General features: G+C 66.6%; 20 protein-coding genes and 1 pseudogene. 15 read left to right on the top strand and 6 right to left on the bottom strand.

From position 1 onward, the window contains the following. Nucleotide 1 precedes the first annotated feature (1 nt). Nucleotides 2-760, top strand: a complete 759-nt coding sequence (locus MC380_RS02025) for an enoyl-CoA hydratase/isomerase family protein (protein WP_242104351.1) — start codon at nucleotides 2-4, stop codon at nucleotides 758-760. A 52-nt stretch (nucleotides 761-812) separates the two neighbouring features. Here MC380_RS02025 and MC380_RS02020 read toward each other — a convergent pair whose 3' ends face one another. The 3 genes and pseudogenes from MC380_RS02020 to MC380_RS02010 form a co-directional block, all read right to left on the bottom strand. Beyond that, nucleotides 813-1,658, bottom strand: a complete 846-nt coding sequence (locus tag MC380_RS02020; protein ID WP_242162727.1) for a sulfurtransferase — start codon at nucleotides 1,656-1,658, stop codon at nucleotides 813-815. Nucleotides 1,659-1,695: 37 nt separating this feature from the next. Next, a pseudogene (locus MC380_RS02015) lies at nucleotides 1,696-2,516 on the bottom strand (DUF1289 domain-containing protein). Between the two features lie 109 nt (nucleotides 2,517-2,625). Next, nucleotides 2,626-3,327: an FKBP-type peptidyl-prolyl cis-trans isomerase N-terminal domain-containing protein gene (locus MC380_RS02010; protein ID WP_242104352.1), complete on the bottom strand. Its 702-nt coding sequence runs from the start codon at nucleotides 3,325-3,327 to the stop codon at nucleotides 2,626-2,628. Nucleotides 3,328-3,505: 178 nt separating this feature from the next. Between MC380_RS02010 and MC380_RS02005 the strand changes: the two genes are divergently transcribed. From MC380_RS02005 to MC380_RS01990, 4 genes are all read left to right on the top strand, one after another. Continuing rightward, a complete protein-coding gene (locus MC380_RS02005) occupies nucleotides 3,506-4,288 on the top strand; it encodes an enoyl-CoA hydratase-related protein (protein ID WP_242162725.1) in 783 nt (260 codons plus the stop codon). A gap of 27 nt (nucleotides 4,289-4,315) precedes the next feature. Beyond that, nucleotides 4,316-4,660: a hypothetical protein gene (locus MC380_RS02000; RefSeq protein WP_242104354.1), complete on the top strand. Its 345-nt coding sequence runs from the start codon at nucleotides 4,316-4,318 to the stop codon at nucleotides 4,658-4,660. Next, nucleotides 4,657-5,343: an endonuclease III gene (gene nth, locus MC380_RS01995; protein WP_242162723.1), complete on the top strand. Its 687-nt coding sequence runs from the start codon at nucleotides 4,657-4,659 to the stop codon at nucleotides 5,341-5,343. Before MC380_RS02000 ends, nth begins: the two co-directional genes overlap by 4 nt. A 236-nt stretch (nucleotides 5,344-5,579) precedes the next feature. Further along, complete coding sequence (locus MC380_RS01990; RefSeq protein WP_242104356.1) at nucleotides 5,580-6,722, top strand: OprO/OprP family phosphate-selective porin; 1,143 nt, start codon at nucleotides 5,580-5,582, stop codon at nucleotides 6,720-6,722. A gap of 89 nt (nucleotides 6,723-6,811) precedes the next feature. Here MC380_RS01990 and MC380_RS01985 read toward each other — a convergent pair whose 3' ends face one another. Next, nucleotides 6,812-7,603, bottom strand: a complete 792-nt coding sequence (locus MC380_RS01985; protein WP_242104357.1) for a hypothetical protein — start codon at nucleotides 7,601-7,603, stop codon at nucleotides 6,812-6,814. A gap of 138 nt (nucleotides 7,604-7,741) precedes the next feature. Here MC380_RS01985 and pstS (MC380_RS01980) point away from each other — a divergent pair, with 138 nt between their 5' ends. The 10 genes from pstS (MC380_RS01980) to rnt all read left to right on the top strand — a co-directional run bounded on the left by pstS (MC380_RS01980) (nucleotide 7,742) and on the right by rnt (nucleotide 16,546). Further along, on the top strand, nucleotides 7,742-8,809 hold the full coding sequence (pstS, locus tag MC380_RS01980; protein WP_242104633.1) for a phosphate ABC transporter substrate-binding protein PstS: 1,068 nt from the start codon (nucleotides 7,742-7,744) through the stop codon (nucleotides 8,807-8,809). A 255-nt stretch (nucleotides 8,810-9,064) separates the two neighbouring features. After that, on the top strand, nucleotides 9,065-10,153 hold the full coding sequence (pstS, locus tag MC380_RS01975) for a phosphate ABC transporter substrate-binding protein PstS (protein WP_242104358.1): 1,089 nt from the start codon (nucleotides 9,065-9,067) through the stop codon (nucleotides 10,151-10,153). A 79-nt stretch (nucleotides 10,154-10,232) separates the two neighbouring features. Beyond that, on the top strand, nucleotides 10,233-11,201 hold the full coding sequence (pstC, locus tag MC380_RS01970) for a phosphate ABC transporter permease subunit PstC (protein WP_242104359.1): 969 nt from the start codon (nucleotides 10,233-10,235) through the stop codon (nucleotides 11,199-11,201). After that, entirely contained in the window at nucleotides 11,201-12,052 is an 852-nt protein-coding gene (gene pstA, locus MC380_RS01965) for a phosphate ABC transporter permease PstA (protein WP_242104360.1), read from the top strand. Before pstC ends, pstA begins: the two co-directional genes overlap by 1 nt. 19 nt (nucleotides 12,053-12,071) lie before the next feature. Next, nucleotides 12,072-12,899 (top strand): phosphate ABC transporter ATP-binding protein PstB, encoded by an 828-nt coding sequence (gene pstB / locus MC380_RS01960; protein ID WP_242104361.1) that lies wholly within the window; start codon nucleotides 12,072-12,074, stop codon nucleotides 12,897-12,899. Between the two features lie 97 nt (nucleotides 12,900-12,996). Beyond that, nucleotides 12,997-13,707: a phosphate signaling complex protein PhoU gene (gene phoU / locus MC380_RS01955; RefSeq protein WP_242104362.1), complete on the top strand. Its 711-nt coding sequence runs from the start codon at nucleotides 12,997-12,999 to the stop codon at nucleotides 13,705-13,707. Between the two features lie 114 nt (nucleotides 13,708-13,821). Next, complete coding sequence (locus MC380_RS01950; protein WP_242104363.1) at nucleotides 13,822-14,184, top strand: hypothetical protein; 363 nt, start codon at nucleotides 13,822-13,824, stop codon at nucleotides 14,182-14,184. A 126-nt stretch (nucleotides 14,185-14,310) separates the two neighbouring features. Beyond that, nucleotides 14,311-15,135, top strand: a complete 825-nt coding sequence (locus MC380_RS01945) for a DUF692 domain-containing protein (protein WP_242162720.1) — start codon at nucleotides 14,311-14,313, stop codon at nucleotides 15,133-15,135. After that, complete coding sequence (locus MC380_RS01940; protein ID WP_242162718.1) at nucleotides 15,132-15,878, top strand: putative DNA-binding domain-containing protein; 747 nt, start codon at nucleotides 15,132-15,134, stop codon at nucleotides 15,876-15,878. The genes MC380_RS01945 and MC380_RS01940 overlap by 4 nt, the downstream gene beginning before the upstream one ends. A gap of 41 nt (nucleotides 15,879-15,919) precedes the next feature. Beyond that, on the top strand, nucleotides 15,920-16,546 hold the full coding sequence (rnt, locus tag MC380_RS01935) for a ribonuclease T (protein WP_242104366.1): 627 nt from the start codon (nucleotides 15,920-15,922) through the stop codon (nucleotides 16,544-16,546). Between the two features lie 76 nt (nucleotides 16,547-16,622). On the opposite strand, the gene MC380_RS01930 is transcribed toward rnt, so the two are convergent. Together MC380_RS01930 and rlmB are read right to left on the bottom strand one after the other, a co-directional pair. Continuing rightward, nucleotides 16,623-17,849, bottom strand: coding sequence for a P1 family peptidase (locus MC380_RS01930; RefSeq protein WP_242162716.1), 1,227 nt, complete (start codon nucleotides 17,847-17,849; stop codon nucleotides 16,623-16,625). Nucleotides 17,850-17,862: 13 nt separating this feature from the next. Next, nucleotides 17,863-18,612, bottom strand: coding sequence for a 23S rRNA (guanosine(2251)-2'-O)-methyltransferase RlmB (gene rlmB, locus MC380_RS01925; RefSeq protein WP_242104368.1), 750 nt, complete (start codon nucleotides 18,610-18,612; stop codon nucleotides 17,863-17,865). Nucleotides 18,613-18,683: the final 71 nt, after the last annotated feature.

Raw genomic sequence — 18,683 nt, 5'->3', positions numbered from 1 at the left:
CATGACATTCGTCGAAACCATCGATCACGGCACCATCCACGAGTTGCGGCTGGCCCGTGCACCAGTCAATGCGCTGAACCCGGACCTGTGCGGCGCACTGACGAGTGCGATCACCGGTTCTGCGGCGGCGGGAGCGCAAGGACTGGTGTTGTCTGGCGGGCCGAAGGTCTTCTCCGCCGGCCTGGACGTGCCCTTCCTGCTGGCCTTGGGCGAGAACCGCGCTGCGCTCGCCGCAGCCTGGGACGCGTTTTTCCAGGCGGCACGCGCGCTGGCCAACAGTGCGGTGCCGGTGGTCGCGGCGATCGCCGGACACGCCCCCGCCGGCGGCTGCGTGCTGGCGCTGTGCTGCGATTACCGGGTGATGGCCTCGGGGCCGTACCGGATCGGCCTGAACGAAACCCAGGTCGGGCTGGTCGCTCCGGAGGGCATCCAGCACCTGATGCGGCGCGTGGTCGGTCCATATCGCGCGGAACGGCTGCTGGTCGGCGGGGAGATGGTCGACTCGGAGACCGCGCTGGCCCTGGGCCTGGTGGACGAGCTGACCGACATCGATCACGTCGCCCAGCGCGCCCGCGCCTGGCTCGAACCGCTGCTGCAGCTGCCGCGCACGCCGATGCTGCAGACCCGCGCCATCGCCCGCGCAGACCTGGTCGCGGCGCTGGCGCCCGAACGCATTCGCCTGGAGACGTTCCTCGACGCCTGGAGCGCACCCGACACACAGGCGGGACTGCGCGCATTGGTGGCGAAGCTGGGCAAATAATCCGGCGCCGGCGATGCGGTGCGAATGGGCCGGACCGGTCGGCCCGATCCGGTCAGTCGCCGGTGGCGACCGGCCGCGACGGATCGCCGATCCATCCGCTCCAGGAGCCCGGGTAGAGCTTCGCCCCCTTCAGGCCGGCGCGTTCCATTGCCAGCAGCAGATGGCAGGCGGTCACGCCCGAACCGCACATCGCGACCACGTCCTCCGGGGCACGTCCCCGCATCAGGGCGCGGTATTCGTCCGCGAGCTGGGCCGGCGGCTTGAACCGGCCAGCGCTCAGGTTGTCGGCATAGGGGCGGTTGACCGCGCCCGGCACATGGCCTGCGACCCGGTCGATAGGCTCCTGCTCGCCGCGGAACCTCTCAGCGGCCCGCGCGTCCAGCAGCAGGCCACCAGCCTCCACATGCGCCTGTACCTGCCCGGCATCGACGAGTCGCGCCGGATCGAAAGCGCCGCGATAGGAGGTCGGCAGCCGACGCTGAGTGAAGCTTTCCGACGGCAGGCCCAATGAAGTCCAGCGCTTCCAGCCGCCATCGAGCACGGCGACCTTCTCATGGCCGAACACGCGCAGCAGGAACCACAAGCGCGCCGCATAGGCGCCATCGGCATCGTCATAAGCCACGACCTGGCTTTGGGCGGTGATACCCCATTGCTCCAGCCGCGCGCGAAACTGTTCGGCATCAGGCCACGGGTGGCGCCCGGCGCCTGCCTGGCCCGGCGCGGCAAGGTCGCTTTCCAGATGCGCATACACCGCGCCCGGAATGTGCGCCTCCCGGTAGGCGGACTCCCCCGCGTTCGGATCCACCAAGCTGAAACGGCAGTCGACAACGATCACGTCGTCGCGCTGCAGAGCGATCGCCAGCGTTTCGGCCTGTACCAGCGTGGTCCAACCTGCCATTGGGATCCCTTCTCTTGTCTGGCGCACCAACGCGCGCTCAGGAGGCGCGCCGGTCCATCCGGTCCATGAAGTTGTGCAGCATCGACGCCGTGGCTCCCCAGATCCGGGCCCCTCCGTCGTGCGGTAGATATTCCAGCACGTACCGCGTGCGTCCACGATAGTCGATCGGCACCCGTCGCAGGTTGGCGGGGGCGAGCAGGTGCGCCAGCGGGACCTCGAACACCGCGGCAACCTCGCGCGGGTCGGGAACCGGTTCCGCGTCCCCATGCACCAGACCCACGAGCGGCAGCACCCGGAACCCGGTGATCGTGGCCAGCGGATCCAGCCAGCCGAGCGGCTCCACCTGGGCCGGCTGCAGGCCGATCTCCTCGCGGGCTTCGCGCAGCGCTGCCGCTGCCGGGCCCGGATCGGCTGCCTCGACCCGTCCACCCGGAAAGCTCACCTGACCGGCGTGGTTGCGCAGATCGTCGGTGCGCAGGGTCAGCAGCACATTGAGCGCATCGGTCCTGGCCACGAGGCCCACCAGTACGGCCGCGGGAACCAGGGCGCTGTTACCTGGCAGCAAACCCTCCAGTTCCGCCTGGTTCCAGGCCGGACCCGTCGGGATGGCGTGCGGCGGATGCAGTGCACGCCGGATCGCATCGATCCGGGCCGCATGTGGACTCATCCGCGACCTGCTTCGCGCTGCGGCAGCTCGGTCTCCATCAGTCGCAACCGTTCGTCGTCACCCATCTGAAGCCAGCTGGCGATCTCCGCGCCGGTGCGATGGCAGCCCAGGCAATAACCGTCCTCGCCCAGCATGCATACGCCGGTGCACGGGCTCAGAACAGCGCGATACGGGGGATAGAAGGAACTCATCTTCCGGATAGCAAAGCGCCGACCTTCGTGGTCGGCGCCAGCAGGTCCATGAAACCAGCAGGTTGATTCACCGCATCCCGCCGAGGCGGGCGACCTGCTGCGTTCGGGCTTACTTCACGCTCACCAGCTTGACGTCGAAGACGACAGCCTGGTTCGGGCCGATCGGAGACTGCGGCGTGTTGCCGTAGGCCTTGTCGGCCGGCAGCACCACTTCCCAGCGGGCGCCCGCGGGCATCATGACCAGCGCCTCGCGCAGGCCGGTCAGCGGGATCTGGCTGACCTTCATGGTCACCGGTCCTGCCGGCTGGCCCTGCTGCGGCGTGTTGGTATCGACGAACGTACGACCGTCGGCCAGCGAACCCTTGTACTGCAGCTGTACGTCGCTGTTCTGGGTCGGCTTGGCGCCCGAGCCCTTCTCCACCTCGCGATACTGCACGCCGCTAGGCAGGCTCTTCACGCCCGCCTTGGCCTTGTTCTGGGCCAGGAATGCATCGGACTTGGTCTTGTTCTCGGCCGAAGCCTTGTCGAACTGGGCCTTGGCCTTGGCCAGCTGGCGCTGTTGCATGGCCTGCACGGCCGTGCGCAGCTGCTCCACCGGCACGGTCGGCTGCTTCTTGCCGAAGCCGTCCTGCACGCCCTTGTAAACCGTGGCCAGATCCACCTGTTCACCGCTCTCGACCAGATTGCGGCCGAGGTCGTAGCCAAGCGCGTAGCTCAGCTTGCCCTTCTCGGACGCGGTGTCCTGCGCGCTGGCAGCGCCGGCGGTCAGGGTAATGGCCGTCAACGCGGCGGCAAGCAAACGCAACTTCATGCGGTACAACCTCCAGGTGGGGTGTGCGGGCGCGCGGAGCGCGCCGAGGGCACGTAACTCGAAATGGACACGCTAGGATACCGGGCAGCCGGCTTAACCGCCACTGACACCGACCCCCTACGACTGCGTCAGGCCTGACAAGTTCCGCGTCCGAACCCCGATTTACGAGCCTTTCACAATGTCCGACAACGTTCTGAAGATCGCCGACCACGGCACCGTGCGCGTCATCGCCATCGATCGCCCCGACAAGCTCAACGCCCTGAATGCTTCAACCCTGGAGGCGCTGCACCGCGCATTCGACCAGACCGCGGCGGATGCGGCGGTGCGTGTGGTGGTGCTGACGGGGTCGGGTCCGAAGGCCTTCGTCGCCGGTGCCGACATTGCCGAGATGGCGGATCTGACGCCGATGGAAGCACGCGATTTCTCGCTGCGCGGCCAGCGCATGATGCGACGGGTCGAGCGCATGCCCAAACCGGTGATCGCGATGGTCAATGGTTTCGCCCTGGGCGGCGGCCTGGAGCTGGCGATGTGCTGCCACCTGCGCATCGCTGCCGACACGGCACGCCTTGGGCAGCCGGAAATCAACCTCGGTCTGATCCCGGGTTTCGGCGGCACCCAGCGCTTGCTGCGTCTGGCCGGACGCGCGGCGACCCTGGAACTGTGCCTCACCGGCGCGCCAATCGACGCGAACCGCGCACTGCAGCTGGGCGTGGTCAACCGGGTAATTCCGGCGGCCGAACTCGAAGCGGAAACGATGCAGCTAGCAAACCAGCTCGCCAGTTCAGCGCCGCATGCGCTGCGCAGCATGCTCGACTGCGTCAACATCGGCGGCGAATGCGGCATCGAGGAAGGCCTGGAATACGAATCCGCGCAATTCGGGCTGGTGTTCGCCACCCAGGACATGCGCGAAGGCACGCGCGCCTTCCTGGAAAAGCGCAAGCCGGCGTTCGCGGGGCATTGAACGATGTCGGCTTGCAGCCGCTGCGGCATGGGTATCGACACCGGGCAAGCTGACGCCCTGCCTCGCGTCGCGGAGGCGCTGGCGCAGGGCGACGTGGCCCTGGCGCTAGACCGCGGCCTGCTGGACTGGAACGGCTGCGAGGATTGCGCTCGCTCCATGGGGATTTCCCTGGAACAGATCGCCATGCTTTCGTCGACCCGCGCCTCCCGATTGAAGGCACTGGAGGCGCGTCAGCGCTTCCGCACCCGCGAGCAGCGCCTGCAGCGACGCGCCGAAGAACGCGCAAGCAGAAGACTCCCGCCCGTATCGGCACTGCCTCCCGCTGCTGCCGCGGCGCTGGCCCGGGCCAGGACCAGGGCCGGCAAGCCTTGAGTGCCGCGCGCAAGCCGCGCCGCACCGCGCAGCTGTCCGCGGCGGAAGTGGAGGAGCTCTTCGCCCGACTGGCCGAACTCGACCCCGAGCCGGCGACGGAACTCGAGTACTCCAGTTCCTACGAGCTGCTGGTCGCGGTCATCCTGTCCGCCCAGGCCACCGACGTAGGCGTGAACAAGGCCACGCGCCGGCTGTTTCCGGTCGCCAATACGCCCGCGGCCATGCTGGCGTTGGGCGAAGAACGCCTGAAGCGCCACATCTCGACCATCGGCCTGTTCAACGCCAAGGCCGCCAACGTAATCGCCATGTCCCGGCTGCTGATCGAGCGACATGGCGGCGAGGTACCGAATAGCCGCGAGGCGCTCGAATCGCTCCCGGGCGTCGGCCGCAAGACCGCCAACGTGGTGCTGAATGTCGCGTTCGGCGAGCCCACCATTGCCGTGGACACGCACATCTTCCGGGTCTCGAACCGGACCGGCCTGGCCCCGGGCAAGGATGTGCGCGCGGTCGAGGACGCGCTGGAGAAACGCGTGCCCGACGCCTACCGGCTGCACGCGCACCATTGGCTCATCCTGCACGGTCGCTACACCTGCAGGGCGCGCAAACCGGATTGCCCGAAGTGCGTGATCCGCGACCTGTGCCGCTATCCGGACAAGACACCAGGCGACAGTCCTCTTCTGTGAGCAGCCAGCATGCACGGGCGGATCGGGAATCTCCCGGGCCGCGCGCGCAACCAGTCGGTCCAGAACATGCGAATGGCGAATTGTGTCGATTTCCTGACAAGCTCACGAACTTATGAGGCAGCATTTGACCGCCTGAAGGTCGGTGCGACGGTGGAGCCGGCGTTGTTGTCATCGCAACGAAATATTCACGCCCTAGCCTTGCGGCTCATCTTCCAGGCCCCAAGGGCATTGCCAACATGAAAGCCACCCGCCATCTCCTCGCCGTCGCCCTGCTCGCCGCGATCGCGCCCGCCGCCCACGCGGAAATCGCCATCGACGTGATCGGTGGCTCCGAAGTCAGTCTCGAAGGCCTGGTCCAGGCCGACGGCAACTGGTTCGACAACGATCTGGCGGACCTCAACGGCGTCGGCGCCAACGGCGACGACAGCGAGTACGAGCTGCGCCGCGCCGAGATCGTGCTCAAGGGCAAGGGCCCCGGCAACTTCGAATGGGTATTGGGCTACGACGCCAAGGCCGACAAGTTCCTGGACGTCAACGCCAAGTACAAACTCGGCGGTGACAGCAACCACTTCCTGCAGGTGGGCCAGTACAAGCAGCCCAACAGCCTGGAAGAACTGTCCTCGACCAAGAACAACGACTTCATCTCCAAGGCCGCGGTCACCAATACCTACGCCGTGGCCCGTCGCCTCGGCGCCGCCTACGGCTATGGCACCAGCGACTGGGGCATCACCGCCAGCTACTTCGGCCGCGAGCTGACCCGCAACCTGGCGCACGGCTCGGGCTGGGGCGTGCGCGGCAACTTCGCTCCGGTCAACGAGAGCGGCAACATCCTGCACTTCGGCCTGGCGTACGTGAACTACGACACCGATGCAGATACCTTCCGCGTGCGCTCGCGCCCGAATGCCGACCTGGCCACGGTGCGCCTGATCGATGCCGGCACCATGACCGACACCGACCGCATCGCCACCACCAGCGGCGAGGCGATGTGGGTGCACGGTCCGTTCAAGCTGCAGGGCGAGTACTACACCAGCACCATCGACCGCATGGAAAGCGGCGACTACACCAGCACCGGCGGCTACATCAGCGGGGTGTGGAACATCACCGGCGAGACCTGGGGGTACAAGGCAGGCGTGCCCACCACTCCGCTGCCGAGCGAACCGGCCAGCGGCATGTGGCAGCTGGGCCTGCGTTACGACACCATCGACCTGAACGACGGCGATGTCGAAGGCGGCAAGATGGATGCGTGGACCGCCGGCGTGAACTGGTACTGGCGCTCCAACTTCAAGTTCATGCTGAATTACGTGATGGTGAACAGCGAGCGCGAGGACGTCAGCGACGATCCGAACATCATCGAGGCACGCGCACAGTTCTACTGGTAATCAACCCAGCAAACGGACGAAACAAAAAGCGCGGCTCAGGCCGCGCTTTTTTTGTGCAGGAGGCTGGCCGCAGGGCGCTTGCGCCGCGGTCATTCGTACTCGGGTCCTCGCTCGGTCCGGACCACAACGCCATTGACGTAGTGCGACGTCACGGACTGGTAGGTGCCTTCGGGCGTGCGTTCGGTGCTGCTCACCGGTCCGTTCAAGGCCATGCCGTTTCCGTCGGTCTCGATCCGCGCTGCCCCTGTCGCCGGATCGATCTCCGGATCGGCGGTGTCGTCGTAAGGCGAAGTCATGAACGAATCTTCGGTTCGAACCCCATTCTCGAAACGGACCCAGCGGCAGTTGCCGCGGCTGTCGCCGTCGACTACGAAGTAGCCATCCCTTGGATTGCCCTGCTTGTCGGTGGTGATCGCATTGCCGTTGGGAGCGAAGGTCTCGGCATTCGTCGGCTGGCCGTTCGCGGCAGGCGTGGCTTTGTAGGGTTCGCCGACCGGCTGGCCATTCTGATAGTTCTGGTAGGCGACCTGCCCGTTTCCGTCCGGGCCGCCGACGGGCACGGCGCCGTTGTGCGGAGACACGGGCCTGACGTAAAGGACCTCGCCGGGCCAGATCAGGTCGGGATTGCGGCCACCCGCCGCATCCGCAAACTGCGGGTTGTCGGCCATGAACTGCGCGCGCTGCGCAGGGTCGTTCCAGTCGAGACCCTGCTGGGCCATCAGCCCGCTGATGGTATCGCCTGGCTCCACTGCCACCGGCACCGTGCCCGCCGGAGCCTGCTGACCCTCCGGCCCCTGTCCCTGCTGCGCCTCCATCACCGAGGTATAGCTGACGTCGGGATTGCCCTGATAGGGCGGCGCGGATGAAAGTTCGGTCCCCATTGCGGCCTCCTGCTTGCGTGTGGTTCCGACACGGGAAGCATCCCGTGCCGCATCGACGCCGGGAACTGGGGCCGGCCCTAGGTACTGTCACGCGGGCGACATGCCGCTGGCATGCCACTGTCACACAACCGTTATGGAATGCACGCCAGTGCGGCCCTGATCCGCATTCACCACTGGAGCGCTTTCGTGTTCAAGACCCTGAAATTCCGCGTCGCCGCGCTCGCCCTGGCGACGGCTTTCGCAGCCAATGCCTTCGCCGCCGACATCACCGGCGCGGGAGCGACCTTCATCTACCCGGTCATGTCCAAGTGGTCGGCCGACTACAACAAGGCCACCGGCAAGAAGATCAATTACCAGTCGATCGGTTCGGGCGGCGGCATCGCCCAGATCAAGGCGGGTACCGTGGACTTCGGTTCGTCGGACAAGCCGCTGCCTCCCGATGAACTGGCCAAGGCCGGACTGGCGCAGTTTCCTTCCGCGATCGGCGGCGTGGTGCCCGTGGTCAACCTGCCGGGCGTCGAGTCAGGCGCGATGAAGCTCGATGGCCCCACCCTGGCCAACATCTTCCTGGGCAAGATCAAGACCTGGAACGATCCGGCGATCGCCGCGCTGAACAGCGGCGTCAATCTGCCTTCGAGCAAGATCACAGTGGTGCATCGCTCAGATGGTTCCGGCACCACCTTCAACTTCGTCAACTATCTGTCCAAGGTCAGCGGCGACTGGAAGTCCAAGGTCGGCGAAGGCACCAGCGTGAACTGGCCGGCGGGCATCGGCGGCAAGGGCAACGAAGGCGTGGCCGCCTATGTCAAGCAGATCAAGGGTTCGATCGGCTACGTCGAGTTCTCCTACGCGCTGCAGAACAAGCTCACGTTCTCGCGCCTGAAGAACGCCGCCGGCAACTTCGTGCAGCCGCGCGACGAGACCTTCCAGGCCGCCGCCGCCGGCGCCGACTGGGCCAGCGCCACGGACTTCCACCTGGTGATGACCGATGCGCCCGGCGAGAACTCCTGGCCGATCGCCGCGACCAATTTCATCCTGATGTACAAGCAGCCCAAGAACGTCGAAGGCGCCAAGGCCGCCAAGGAGTTCTTCAAATGGGTCTACGCCAACGGCGACGAGCAGGCCAAGAAGCTCGATTACGTGCCGCTCCCCGACGCTCTGGTCTCGCAGATCGAGGCCTACTGGTCGCAGAACATGGCCTATTGATCCGGGCCCGGACGTTACCCAGAACAATCTTCTCTCGCTTAGTGAGCAACTGCGGGCCCTTAGGGGCCCGCTTTTTTTGCGCGATGCATCGCCGGGCAGAACCGGTTGTACGCGAGATCCGGCATCACGACGTGGTTAAGCCGCTCCCGGAGCAGGCAGAACACACGCGCAGGGCATGTCATTGGGCTGTAACAAAAACATCATTTCATAGCGGCTCCCGGCGGCAGTCGCCGCCCGATGCCCTCGGAGTTCCGTATGAACGTTCGCGTCGCCCTCATCGCCGCGGCGATCGCCGTTTCCCTCGCCGCCTGCAAGCCGGCGGACAACAACGCCCCGGTTGCAGCCGGCGACACGGCCGCTGGCGCCCAGACGGCGCCGACCGGCGACAGGATCACCGCCGAGATCACCGGCGCCGGCGCCACCTTCATCTATCCGTTGCTGTCGAAGTGGTCCGACGACTACAACAAGGCCACCGGCGCCAAGATCAATTACCAGTCGATCGGCTCGGGCGGCGGGATCGCCCAGATCAAGGCGGGCACGGTGGATTTCGGTTCGTCCGACAAGCCGCTGCCACCCGAGGAACTGGCCGAGTCCGGCCTGGCGCAGTTCCCGTCCGCCATCGGCGGCGTCGTGCCGGTGGTGAACGTGGAAGGGATCGAGCCCGGCAAGCTGCGCCTGACCGGCCCGCTGGTCGCGGACATCTTCCTAGGCAAGGTCAAGACCTGGAACGATCCAGCGATCGCCGCGCTCAATCCCGGCGTCGCCCTGCCCTCGGCCAAGATCAGCGTCGTGCATCGTTCCGACGGCTCGGGCACCACATTCAACTTCGTCAACTACCTGTCCAAGGTCAGTCCGGAATGGAAGGCCAAGGTGGGCGAAGGCACCTCGGTCGGCTGGCCCACCGGCGTCGGCGGCAAGGGCAACGAAGGCGTGGCCGCGTACGTGAAGCAGATCAAGGGTTCGATCGGCTATGTGGAACTGGCGTACGCCACCGAGAACGACATGGCCTATACCGCAATGCAGAACGCGGCCGGGAACTGGGTGCAGCCGAGCGCAGAGACCTTCCAGGCGGCGGCGGCCGGGGCGGACTGGAAGAACGCCAAGGACTTCAGCCTGGTGATCACCAACTCGCCCGCGGCCCAGGCCTGGCCGATCAGCGCGACCAACTTCATCCTGATGTACAAGCAGCCCAAGGACGCAAAGCGCAGCCGCAACGCGCTGGACTTCTTCAAGTGGGCGCTCGAGAACGGCCAGCCGCAGGCCGATGCGCTGCACTTCGTGCCGCTGCCCAAGGAACTGGTCGAGCAGGTCGAAGCGTACTGGGCTTCCGACATCAAGGCGTGACCGCAAGGACGATCGAGTCGGCCCACGTGCATGAGGCGGGCCACCGTTCGACGTGCATGAGCACCAGGAACGCAATCGAATGAACAGCATCGCAGTCCCTCTGCCCAGCAGCGAACGCGACCGCCTAGATCAGCGTGCCGATCGCGGATTCCGCTGGCTGGTCACGGCTGCCGGCGTCTTCGTGCTTGTGTCGCTCGCCGCCGCAGCGCTGTCGATGCTGTGGGGCGGACGCGAAGCCTTCGCGAAGTTCGGCATCGCATTCCTCTGGACCGACCAGTGGGATGCGGTGCAGCAGCAGTTCGGCGCGCTGGTGCCGATCTACGGCACCCTGGTCACGGCGCTCATCGCGATGCTGATCGCGGTGCCGGTCAGCTTCGGCATCGCCATGTTCCTCACCGAGATCGCGCCGAAGTGGCTGCGCGGCCCGGTGGGCAGCGCGATCGAACTGCTTGCCGGCATCCCCTCGATCATTTATGGCATGTGGGGCCTGTTCGTGCTGGTTCCGTTCCTGGCCGAGCACGTCTATCCCTGGGTGGATGCCCACCTGGGCCAGATGCCGCTGCTCGGCACGCTGTTCTCCGGCCCGCCGCTGGGCCTGGGCATGGGCACCGCCGGTCTGGTCCTGGCGATCATGGTGATCCCGTTCATCTCGTCGGTGATGCGCGAGGTGTTCCTCACCGTGCCCGGCCGGCTGAAGGAATCCGCGTACGCACTGGGATCGACCAAGACCGAAGTCGTGTGGGACGTGGTCCTGCCCTACACGCGCTCGGCGGTGATCGGCGGGATCTTCCTGGGGCTCGGACGCGCGCTGGGCGAGACCATGGCGGTGACGTTCGTGCTGGGCAACGCGCACTTCATGACCCTGTCGCTGCTCGAACCGGGCAATTCGATCGCCGCCACCATCGCCAACGAATTTACCGAAGCGGATTCTGCGATGTATCGCTCCGCGCTGATCGCGCTGGGGTTCGTCCTGTTCCTGGTCACGTTCGTCGTGCTGACGGTGGCGCGGCTGATGCTGCGCCAGCTGCAGAAACGCGAGGGCACCTGATGTCGACTTCGCTGCACGCACGGCGCCAGCTCAAGAACGCCGCGGCCCAGATTCTGGCCACCGTGGCGACGATCTTCGGGCTGTTCTGGCTCGTGTGGATCATGTGGACCACGCTGAGCAAAGGACTCGGATCGCTGAACCTCGCCCTGTTCACCGAGATGACCCCGCCGCCCGGCGACGAAGGCGGCATGCTCAACGCATTCGCCGGCAGCGCGTTGATGAGCCTGTTGGGCATCGCGATGGGTGCTCCGATCGGGGTGCTCGCCGGCACCTTCCTGGCCGAGTACTCCAAGCGCAGCTTGCTGGCCGAGGCCGTGCGCTTCGTCAACGACATCCTGTTGTCGGCGCCGTCGATCGTACTCGGCCTGTTCGTCTACACCGTGGTGGTCGCGCAGATGGGCCATTTCTCCGCGCTCGCAGGCGGCATCGCGCTTGCGTTCATCGTGCTGCCGGTCGTGGTGCGCACCACCGACGAGATGCTGCGCCTGGTTCCGGCGCAGATGCGCGAGGCTGCGCTGTCGCTTGGCGTACCGCAATGGAAGGTGATCTTGCAGGTGCTCTATCGCGCCTCCCTGCCCGGCATCGTGACCGGCATCCTGCTCGCGCTGGCACGCATCACCGGCGAAACCGCACCGCTGCTGTTCACCGCGCTCAACAACCAGTACTGGACGACCAACATCTTCCAGCCGATGGCCAATGTGCCGGTCGTGATCTTCCAGTACGCCATGAGTCCCTACGACACCTGGCATACCCTTGCCTGGGCGGGCGCCTTCGTCCTGACCCTGTTCGTCCTGCTGATCAGCCTGGTCGCGCGCGCCATCGTGCTGCGCAACAAGATGGTCCACGATTAAACCGACCGGATCGCCCGTCATGAACGATGTCCACGCCAGCACCGCATCCAAACCGCGCATCGCCACACCCCAGCGCGCAGCCGCCAACGCTTCGCCCGTGAAGCTGGCCGCACGCGGGCTCGACTTTCACTACGACAAGTTCCATGCGCTGAAGAACATCAACCTGGAGATCCCGGAGAAGCGTGTGACCGCGCTGATCGGGCCATCAGGCTGCGGCAAGTCGACCCTGCTGCGCATCTTCAACCGCATCTATGCCCTGTACCCGAAGATGACCGCCACCGGTGAGGTGCTGCTGGACGGCGAGAACATCCTCTCGCCGAAATATCCGATGAACCGGCTGCGCAGCAAGGTGGGGATGGTGTTCCAGAAGCCGGTGCCGTTCCCGATGACCATCTACGAGAACGTCGCCTATGCCATCCGTCATCACGAGAAACTGTCCAAGTCGGAGATGAACGACCGGGTCGAGCACGCGCTGCGGCAGGGCGCGCTGTGGGAGGAGGTCAAGGACAAGCTCGGCCAGAGCGCGCTGGGTCTGTCCGGCGGCCAGCAGCAGCGCCTGTGCATCGCGCGCGCCGTCGCGCTGAAGCCGGACGTGCTGCTGCTCGACGAACCCACCTCGGCCCTGGATCCGATCTCCACCAGCCGCATCGAGCAGCTGGTGGAGGAACTGAAAGCCGACTACACCATCGCCATCGTTACCCACAACATGCAGCAGGCGGCGCGCGTGTCCGACTTCACCGCCTTCATGTACCTGGGCGACCTGATCGAGCACGACACGACCGAGACGATCTTCTCCAATCCCTCGAAGCGGCAGACCGAGGACTACATCACCGGCCGGTTTGGGTGAGGCAGTTGCCCGCGCGGCATTGCCGCGCAGCTTGCCGAACGCCCGCCATGGACGGCTGCGGATACCACCTTAAGCGACGCTCACAGGATTCCAGACCATGAACAACCAGCCCCACGACCACATCGTCAAGAGCCATGACGAGGAACAGCAACGCCTGACCGGCGAGATCCTGCGCATGGGCGAGATGGCCTGCGCCCAGCTCAGTGCCGCCCTGGACGTGGTGGAACGACGCGACGACAAGGCGGCCGAGCGCATCATCGCCAACGACGAGGCGATCGATGCGCTCGAGCGCGAGGTAAGTCACGACGTGATGCGCCTGGCCCTGCGCGGACCGCTGGCCGCGGACCTGCGGATCATCCTGGCGGCGCTGCGCATCTCGGCCGACATCGAGCGCATCGGAGACTACGCGGCCAACGTGGCCAAGCGCTCGCTCACGCTCAACCGCACGCCACCGCTGCCGCATACCCGCGGCCTGCGCTCGCTCGGCGAATTGGCCCTGCAACAGGTGCGCGACGTACTGGTGGCGTATCGCGACCTGGACGACAACACCGCGCTGCGCGTACGCGCCCGGGATGCCGAGCTGGATGCGCAATACACCAGCCTGTTCCGCGAGCTGCTGACCTACATGATGGAGGATGCGCACAGCATCACGCCGTGCACGCACCTGCTGTTCATGGCCAAGAACCTCGAGCGGATCGGCGACCATGCCACCAACATCGCCGAAAACATTTGGTTCCGGCTGCACGGCGAACAGGTACTGCCGCCCCGGGAAAAGCGGGACGAATCCAATACCTTCGGGGTCGAATAACGAACCCTTAAGGAAGGCCGAAACGCCAGCACTTCCGGCAGGGGCGCAGGTCCGGCCAAAGCGGTAGGATGCCCCTCCCAGCGGGCGCGGCGCCCGCCCCAGCGGAGCATACGCATGAACAAGAAACCCCTCGCCCTCGTGGTTGCCGGTGGTCTGGTCCTGGCCGGCTCTTCCTTCGCTTTCAACGCCCTGGCCGGCGGTTACATGAATGCCCCCGGCGGGGAGAAAACCGCCGAAGGCAAGTGCGGCGAAGGCAAGTGCGGAATGGACAAGATGGACACCGACAAGGACGGCAAGATCTCCAAGGCCGAGTTCGCCGCCGCCCATGACGGCAAGGACGACCAGTTCGCGTCACACGACTCGAACGGCGACGGTTTCGTCGACGCCGACGAGATGAAGGCGCACATGGACGCCAAGGGCGACAAGGCCAAGATGGAAGGCAAGTGCGGCGAGGGCAAGTGCGGCGGCAGCGCCTGAGCCCTTGCGACAGACCGAACGCCCGCGCACCGCGCGGGCGTTCGCGTTTCCGGCGAGGCGCGGGCTCACGCCCGCAGACCGCCGTCGCACCGGACATCGCCCCATGTTTGAGATAGCGTCACCGGCGTGAACGCCATCACGCCCGACAAGAGCGCCGGCCTGGGCCTGCGCCGCGCCCTGCTCGAACCGCTAGGACAAGCTGCGCCCGGCAGCATCGATTTCCTCGAGTGCGCGCCCGACAACTGGATCGGCGTGGGTGGAAAACTCGGCGCGGCACTGGAGGTGCTGGCCGCACGCCATCCGCTCACCTGCCACGGTCTCTCGCTGTCGCTCGGCGGCCCCGACCCGCTGGACCAGGAGTTCCTGCGCCGCACGCGCGAGTTCCTCGACCGTCATGACGTAAGTCTGTACAGCGAACATCTGAGCTATTGCACCGACGGCGGGCACCTCTACGACCTGATGCCGATTCCGTTCACCGAGGAAGCGGTGAAACACGTCTCTGCGCGCATCCGCCAGGCGCAGGACGCGCTCGGGCGTCGGATCGCGGTGGAGAACGTGAGCTATTACGCCGCTCCCTGGCAGGCGATGGACGAGGCGGACTTCATCAACGCCGTGCTCGAGGAAGCCGACTGCGACCTGCTGCTGGACGTCAACAACGTGTACGTCAACAGCATCAACTTCGGCTACGACGCGCGCGATTTCCTGGCCAGGATGCCGGCATCGCGCATCGCCAGCTATCACATTGCCGGCCATTACGACCAGGCCGAGGATCTGAAGATCGATACCCACGGAACCGCTGTGAAGGACGCCGTGTGGTCCCTGCTCGGCGACGCCTATCGCCTGCACGGAGTGCGTCCGACCCTGCTTGAACGCGACTTCCTCTTTCCACCGCTCGCCGAGTTGCTGGCCGAAGTCGCCCGGATCCGTGAACTCCAGGCTGCGTCGCCGTGAGCGAACTCGGTCGGCAGCTGCATGCTTTCGCCGCACACCTGCGCGATCCGGCGCGGAGTCCGCCGCCGGAGGGCATCGAAGACCGGCGGCTGGCGGTCTATCGCGACCTGTTCGCCAACAACATACGCACCTTGCTTGCGGGCAATTTTCCGGTGATCCGCCGGACCCTCGCTGAGGACCGCTGGGCTGCGTTGGTGCACGACTTCTTCGCGGATTTTCGCAGCCACACGCCGCTGTTTCCGCAGATCGGCGAGGAATTCGTCCGCTACCTGCAGCAGCGGCAGCAGGTCGGCGCCGACGACCCGGCCTGGCTGGCCGAACTCGCCCATTACGAATGGGTCGAACTGGCGCTGCAGATCTCCGACACCACCGTGCCGGCCCACGACCCGCACGGAAACCTGCTGACTGGCATCCCGGTCGCCTCGCCGCTGGCCTGGCCGTTGGCCTATCGCTGGCCGGTGCATGCGATTGGGCCGGACCAGCTGCCTGATGAACCTCCGCCCGCGCCCACTCTGCTGCTGGTACGCCGCGACGCCGACGGCGAGGTGCATTTTTCCGAACTCTCGCCGCTGGTCTACCGGTTGCTTGAATTGCTGGAAGAGGACGCTGCCCGCACGGGCGCGGAAACGCTGTCCCGGCTCGCCGAAGAAGCGCAGGCCGCCGATCGCGATGCATTCCTGCAGGAAGGCGCGGCGATGCTGGAGCGGTTGCGCGGCGAAGGCGTGCTCCTCGGCGTCCGGTAGCGCCCGCAAGTCGACTCGAACGGCTCTGCTAGGCTTGTTGCATGGAAAATCTCCTCGCCACGCAAGCCGCGATCCGGCCGATGAAACAGCGCTTCCGCGGCTTCCTGCCGGTTGCGGTGGACGTGGAGACGGGGGGCTTCGACTGGAACCGGCATGCGCTGCTGGAAATCGCGGTGGTGCCGATCGACCTGGACGAGTCCGGGCGCTACGTGTGCGGTGAAACCGCCAGCGCGCACCTCGAGCCGGCGCCGGGCACCGAGATCGATCCGATCTCGCTGGAAGTGACCGGCATCCGCCTCGATCATCCGTTCCGCCTTGCCAAGCCCGAACGTGCGGCGCTGGACCATGTGTTCGCAGCGGTCCGCACGGCAGTGCGCAAGCACGAGTGCCAGCGCGCGATCCTGCTGGGGCATAACGCCCACTTCGATCTGAACTTCGTCAACGCCGCGGTCGCGCGCAGCGGTCACAAGCGCAATCCGTTCCATCCCTTCAGCGTGTTCGATACGGTCTCGCTCGCCGGAGTCGCCTACGGGCAGACCGTGCTCGCGCGCGCCGTGCAGGCCTCGGGCGACACCTGGAACAGCGACGAGGCGCATTCGGCGGTCTACGACGCGGAAAAAACCGCGCGGTTGTTCTGCACCATCGCCAACGCCTGGCCGGCGCCGTAACCGCACAGCGAATCTCCGCACCAAAGACTCGGAGATCATGGGCGGGCTACGGCCCGCATGTCGCCGGCTCCCGCGCTCAGCGCGCGTCGCCGGCCGCGGCCGGATCATCGCCGGATGCCGATCGAACGCCGTGGCGGGACAGGATCTCGCGCACCCGGTCCAGCGGAATCGCTTCGACCGTCTTGCCGTTGCCGCTGACCGTGGTCGCCATGAACAGCGAGTTGTACACCGCCTCTTCCACCGCGTCGACCGAGGCCTGGAACAGCGCGCTCATCTCTTCGTTCGCGAGTTGCGCGGTCTGCAGGCGCGTCGCGTCGTAGGCGCGGCGCACGGACGCGGCGGTGGAGAACGCCAGGGCGTAGTCGCCGCTGCCGTTGGAGGCGGAGCTGCCGGTGCGCCCGAGGCCCATCATCGCGCGCGAGGCGATCCGACCGAGGTTGCGATCGTCGACGGGGGCGTCGGTCGCGATGATCACGATCACCGAACCGTCGCCGCGATCGTCGGCCGGACCCGATGCCTGACTCGCATCGCCGCGCTGTTGCGCGACCGCATTCTGAAAGGCGTAACGGTCCAGCTCGCGCCCGACCGGCGCCCCGAGCACCTGGAGCACCCCGCCGTAGTTGCTCTGCACCAGCACCCCGACGGTCCAGCCGCCGAGCGATTCCGGCAGGACCCGGGATGAAGTGCCGATGCCGCCCTTCCAGCCGAATGCGACGGTGCCCGTTCCCGCGCCCACGCTGCCTTCCTGCACCGGGCCGGTGCGCGCACCTTCCAGCGCGCGGCGCACCGCTTCGGCAGAGAGCGGGCGCGCACGGATGTCGTTGAGTCCGCCATCATTGGTCTCGCCCACGACCGGATTGATCGAGCGCACCTGCCGCATGTCGGGCCGTTCCAGCATCCATTCCGCCATCGCATCGGCCGCCTTCCACACGCACAGTGTGCAGGTGAGCAGGATGGGCGTTTCCAGTTCGCCCAGTTCGGCGACCTGGCTGATGCCGACGAACTTGCCGAAACCGTTGCCGACATGCACTGCGGCGGGTACCCGTGAGCGGTAGGCGTTGCCCTCATGCGGCAGGATGGCGGTGACGCCGGTGCGGATGCGTTCGCCTTCGTGCAGGGTGACCTGCCCGACCCGCACGCCCGCCACGTCGGTGATGGCGTTCCAGCGCCCGGGCGCAAAGATGCCCGGCGCGACGCCGAGATCGCGCGCACGCTGACGTTCCTGCGCCTGAACCGAAATCGGGATCGCCAGCAGAGCAACCGCCAGCACCAGGCAGCCGCGCAGCTTCGTGCAACAGGCCATGCACCCACCCTCCTTATTGACGCTGGCGAACCGCCTCGAACAGGCACACCCCGGCAGCCACCGACACGTTGAGGCTCTCGACGTTGCCCGCTCCGGGCATGGGGATGGACACCAGCCGGTCGCAGTACTCGCGGGTGAGCCGGCGCAGGCCGTCGGCCTCGCCGCCGAGCACCAGGGCCACGTTGCCGGTCAGGTCGGTGGCATAGACCGTTGCATCCGAATCGCCGGCCAAGCCGTAGATCCACACCCCCAGCTTCTGCAGATCGCGCAGGGTGCGCGACAGGTTGGTCACCCGGAACACCGGGATGCTGTCTGCGGCACCGGCCGAGGTCTTGCGCACGGTCGCATTGACCTGCACCGCCTTGTCCTTCGGGATCACCACCGCGGTGACCCCGGCGGCTGCCGCGCTGCGCAGGCAGGCGCCGAGGTTGTGCGGATCCTGCACGCCGTCGAGCACCAGTACCAGCGCCCGGCCCGCGGCGGCTTCGACCAGCGCCGGCAGCTCGTGCTCGTCCCAGGTCCTGGCGGCGGCATAGCGCGCGACCGCGCCCTGGTGGCGCAGTCCGCCTGCCACGCCATCGAGCGCCTGCTGCGCGACCCGGCGCACATCGATGCCGTGGCGGCGTGCATTGCCCTCGATCTCGCCGATGCGCGGGTTCTTCGCGCCGGCTTCCAGCAGCACTTCGCGCACGTTGTCGGCGTCATGCTCGATCGCCGAGGCGACCGCATTGATGCCGGCGATCCATTGGGAATCTTTGCTCATCTCTCGTCCGTAGGGCGGGCCCTGGCCCGCCGTCGCTTTCTCATTATCCCGATGGCGGGCCAGGGCCCGCC

Source organism: Lysobacter sp. M15, assembly GCF_022662515.1.
GTDB lineage: Bacteria > Pseudomonadota > Gammaproteobacteria > Xanthomonadales > Xanthomonadaceae > JAKPBU01.
Note: the sequence above shows the minus strand (reverse complement) of the source record. Positions and strands in the feature narration are given on the sequence as shown.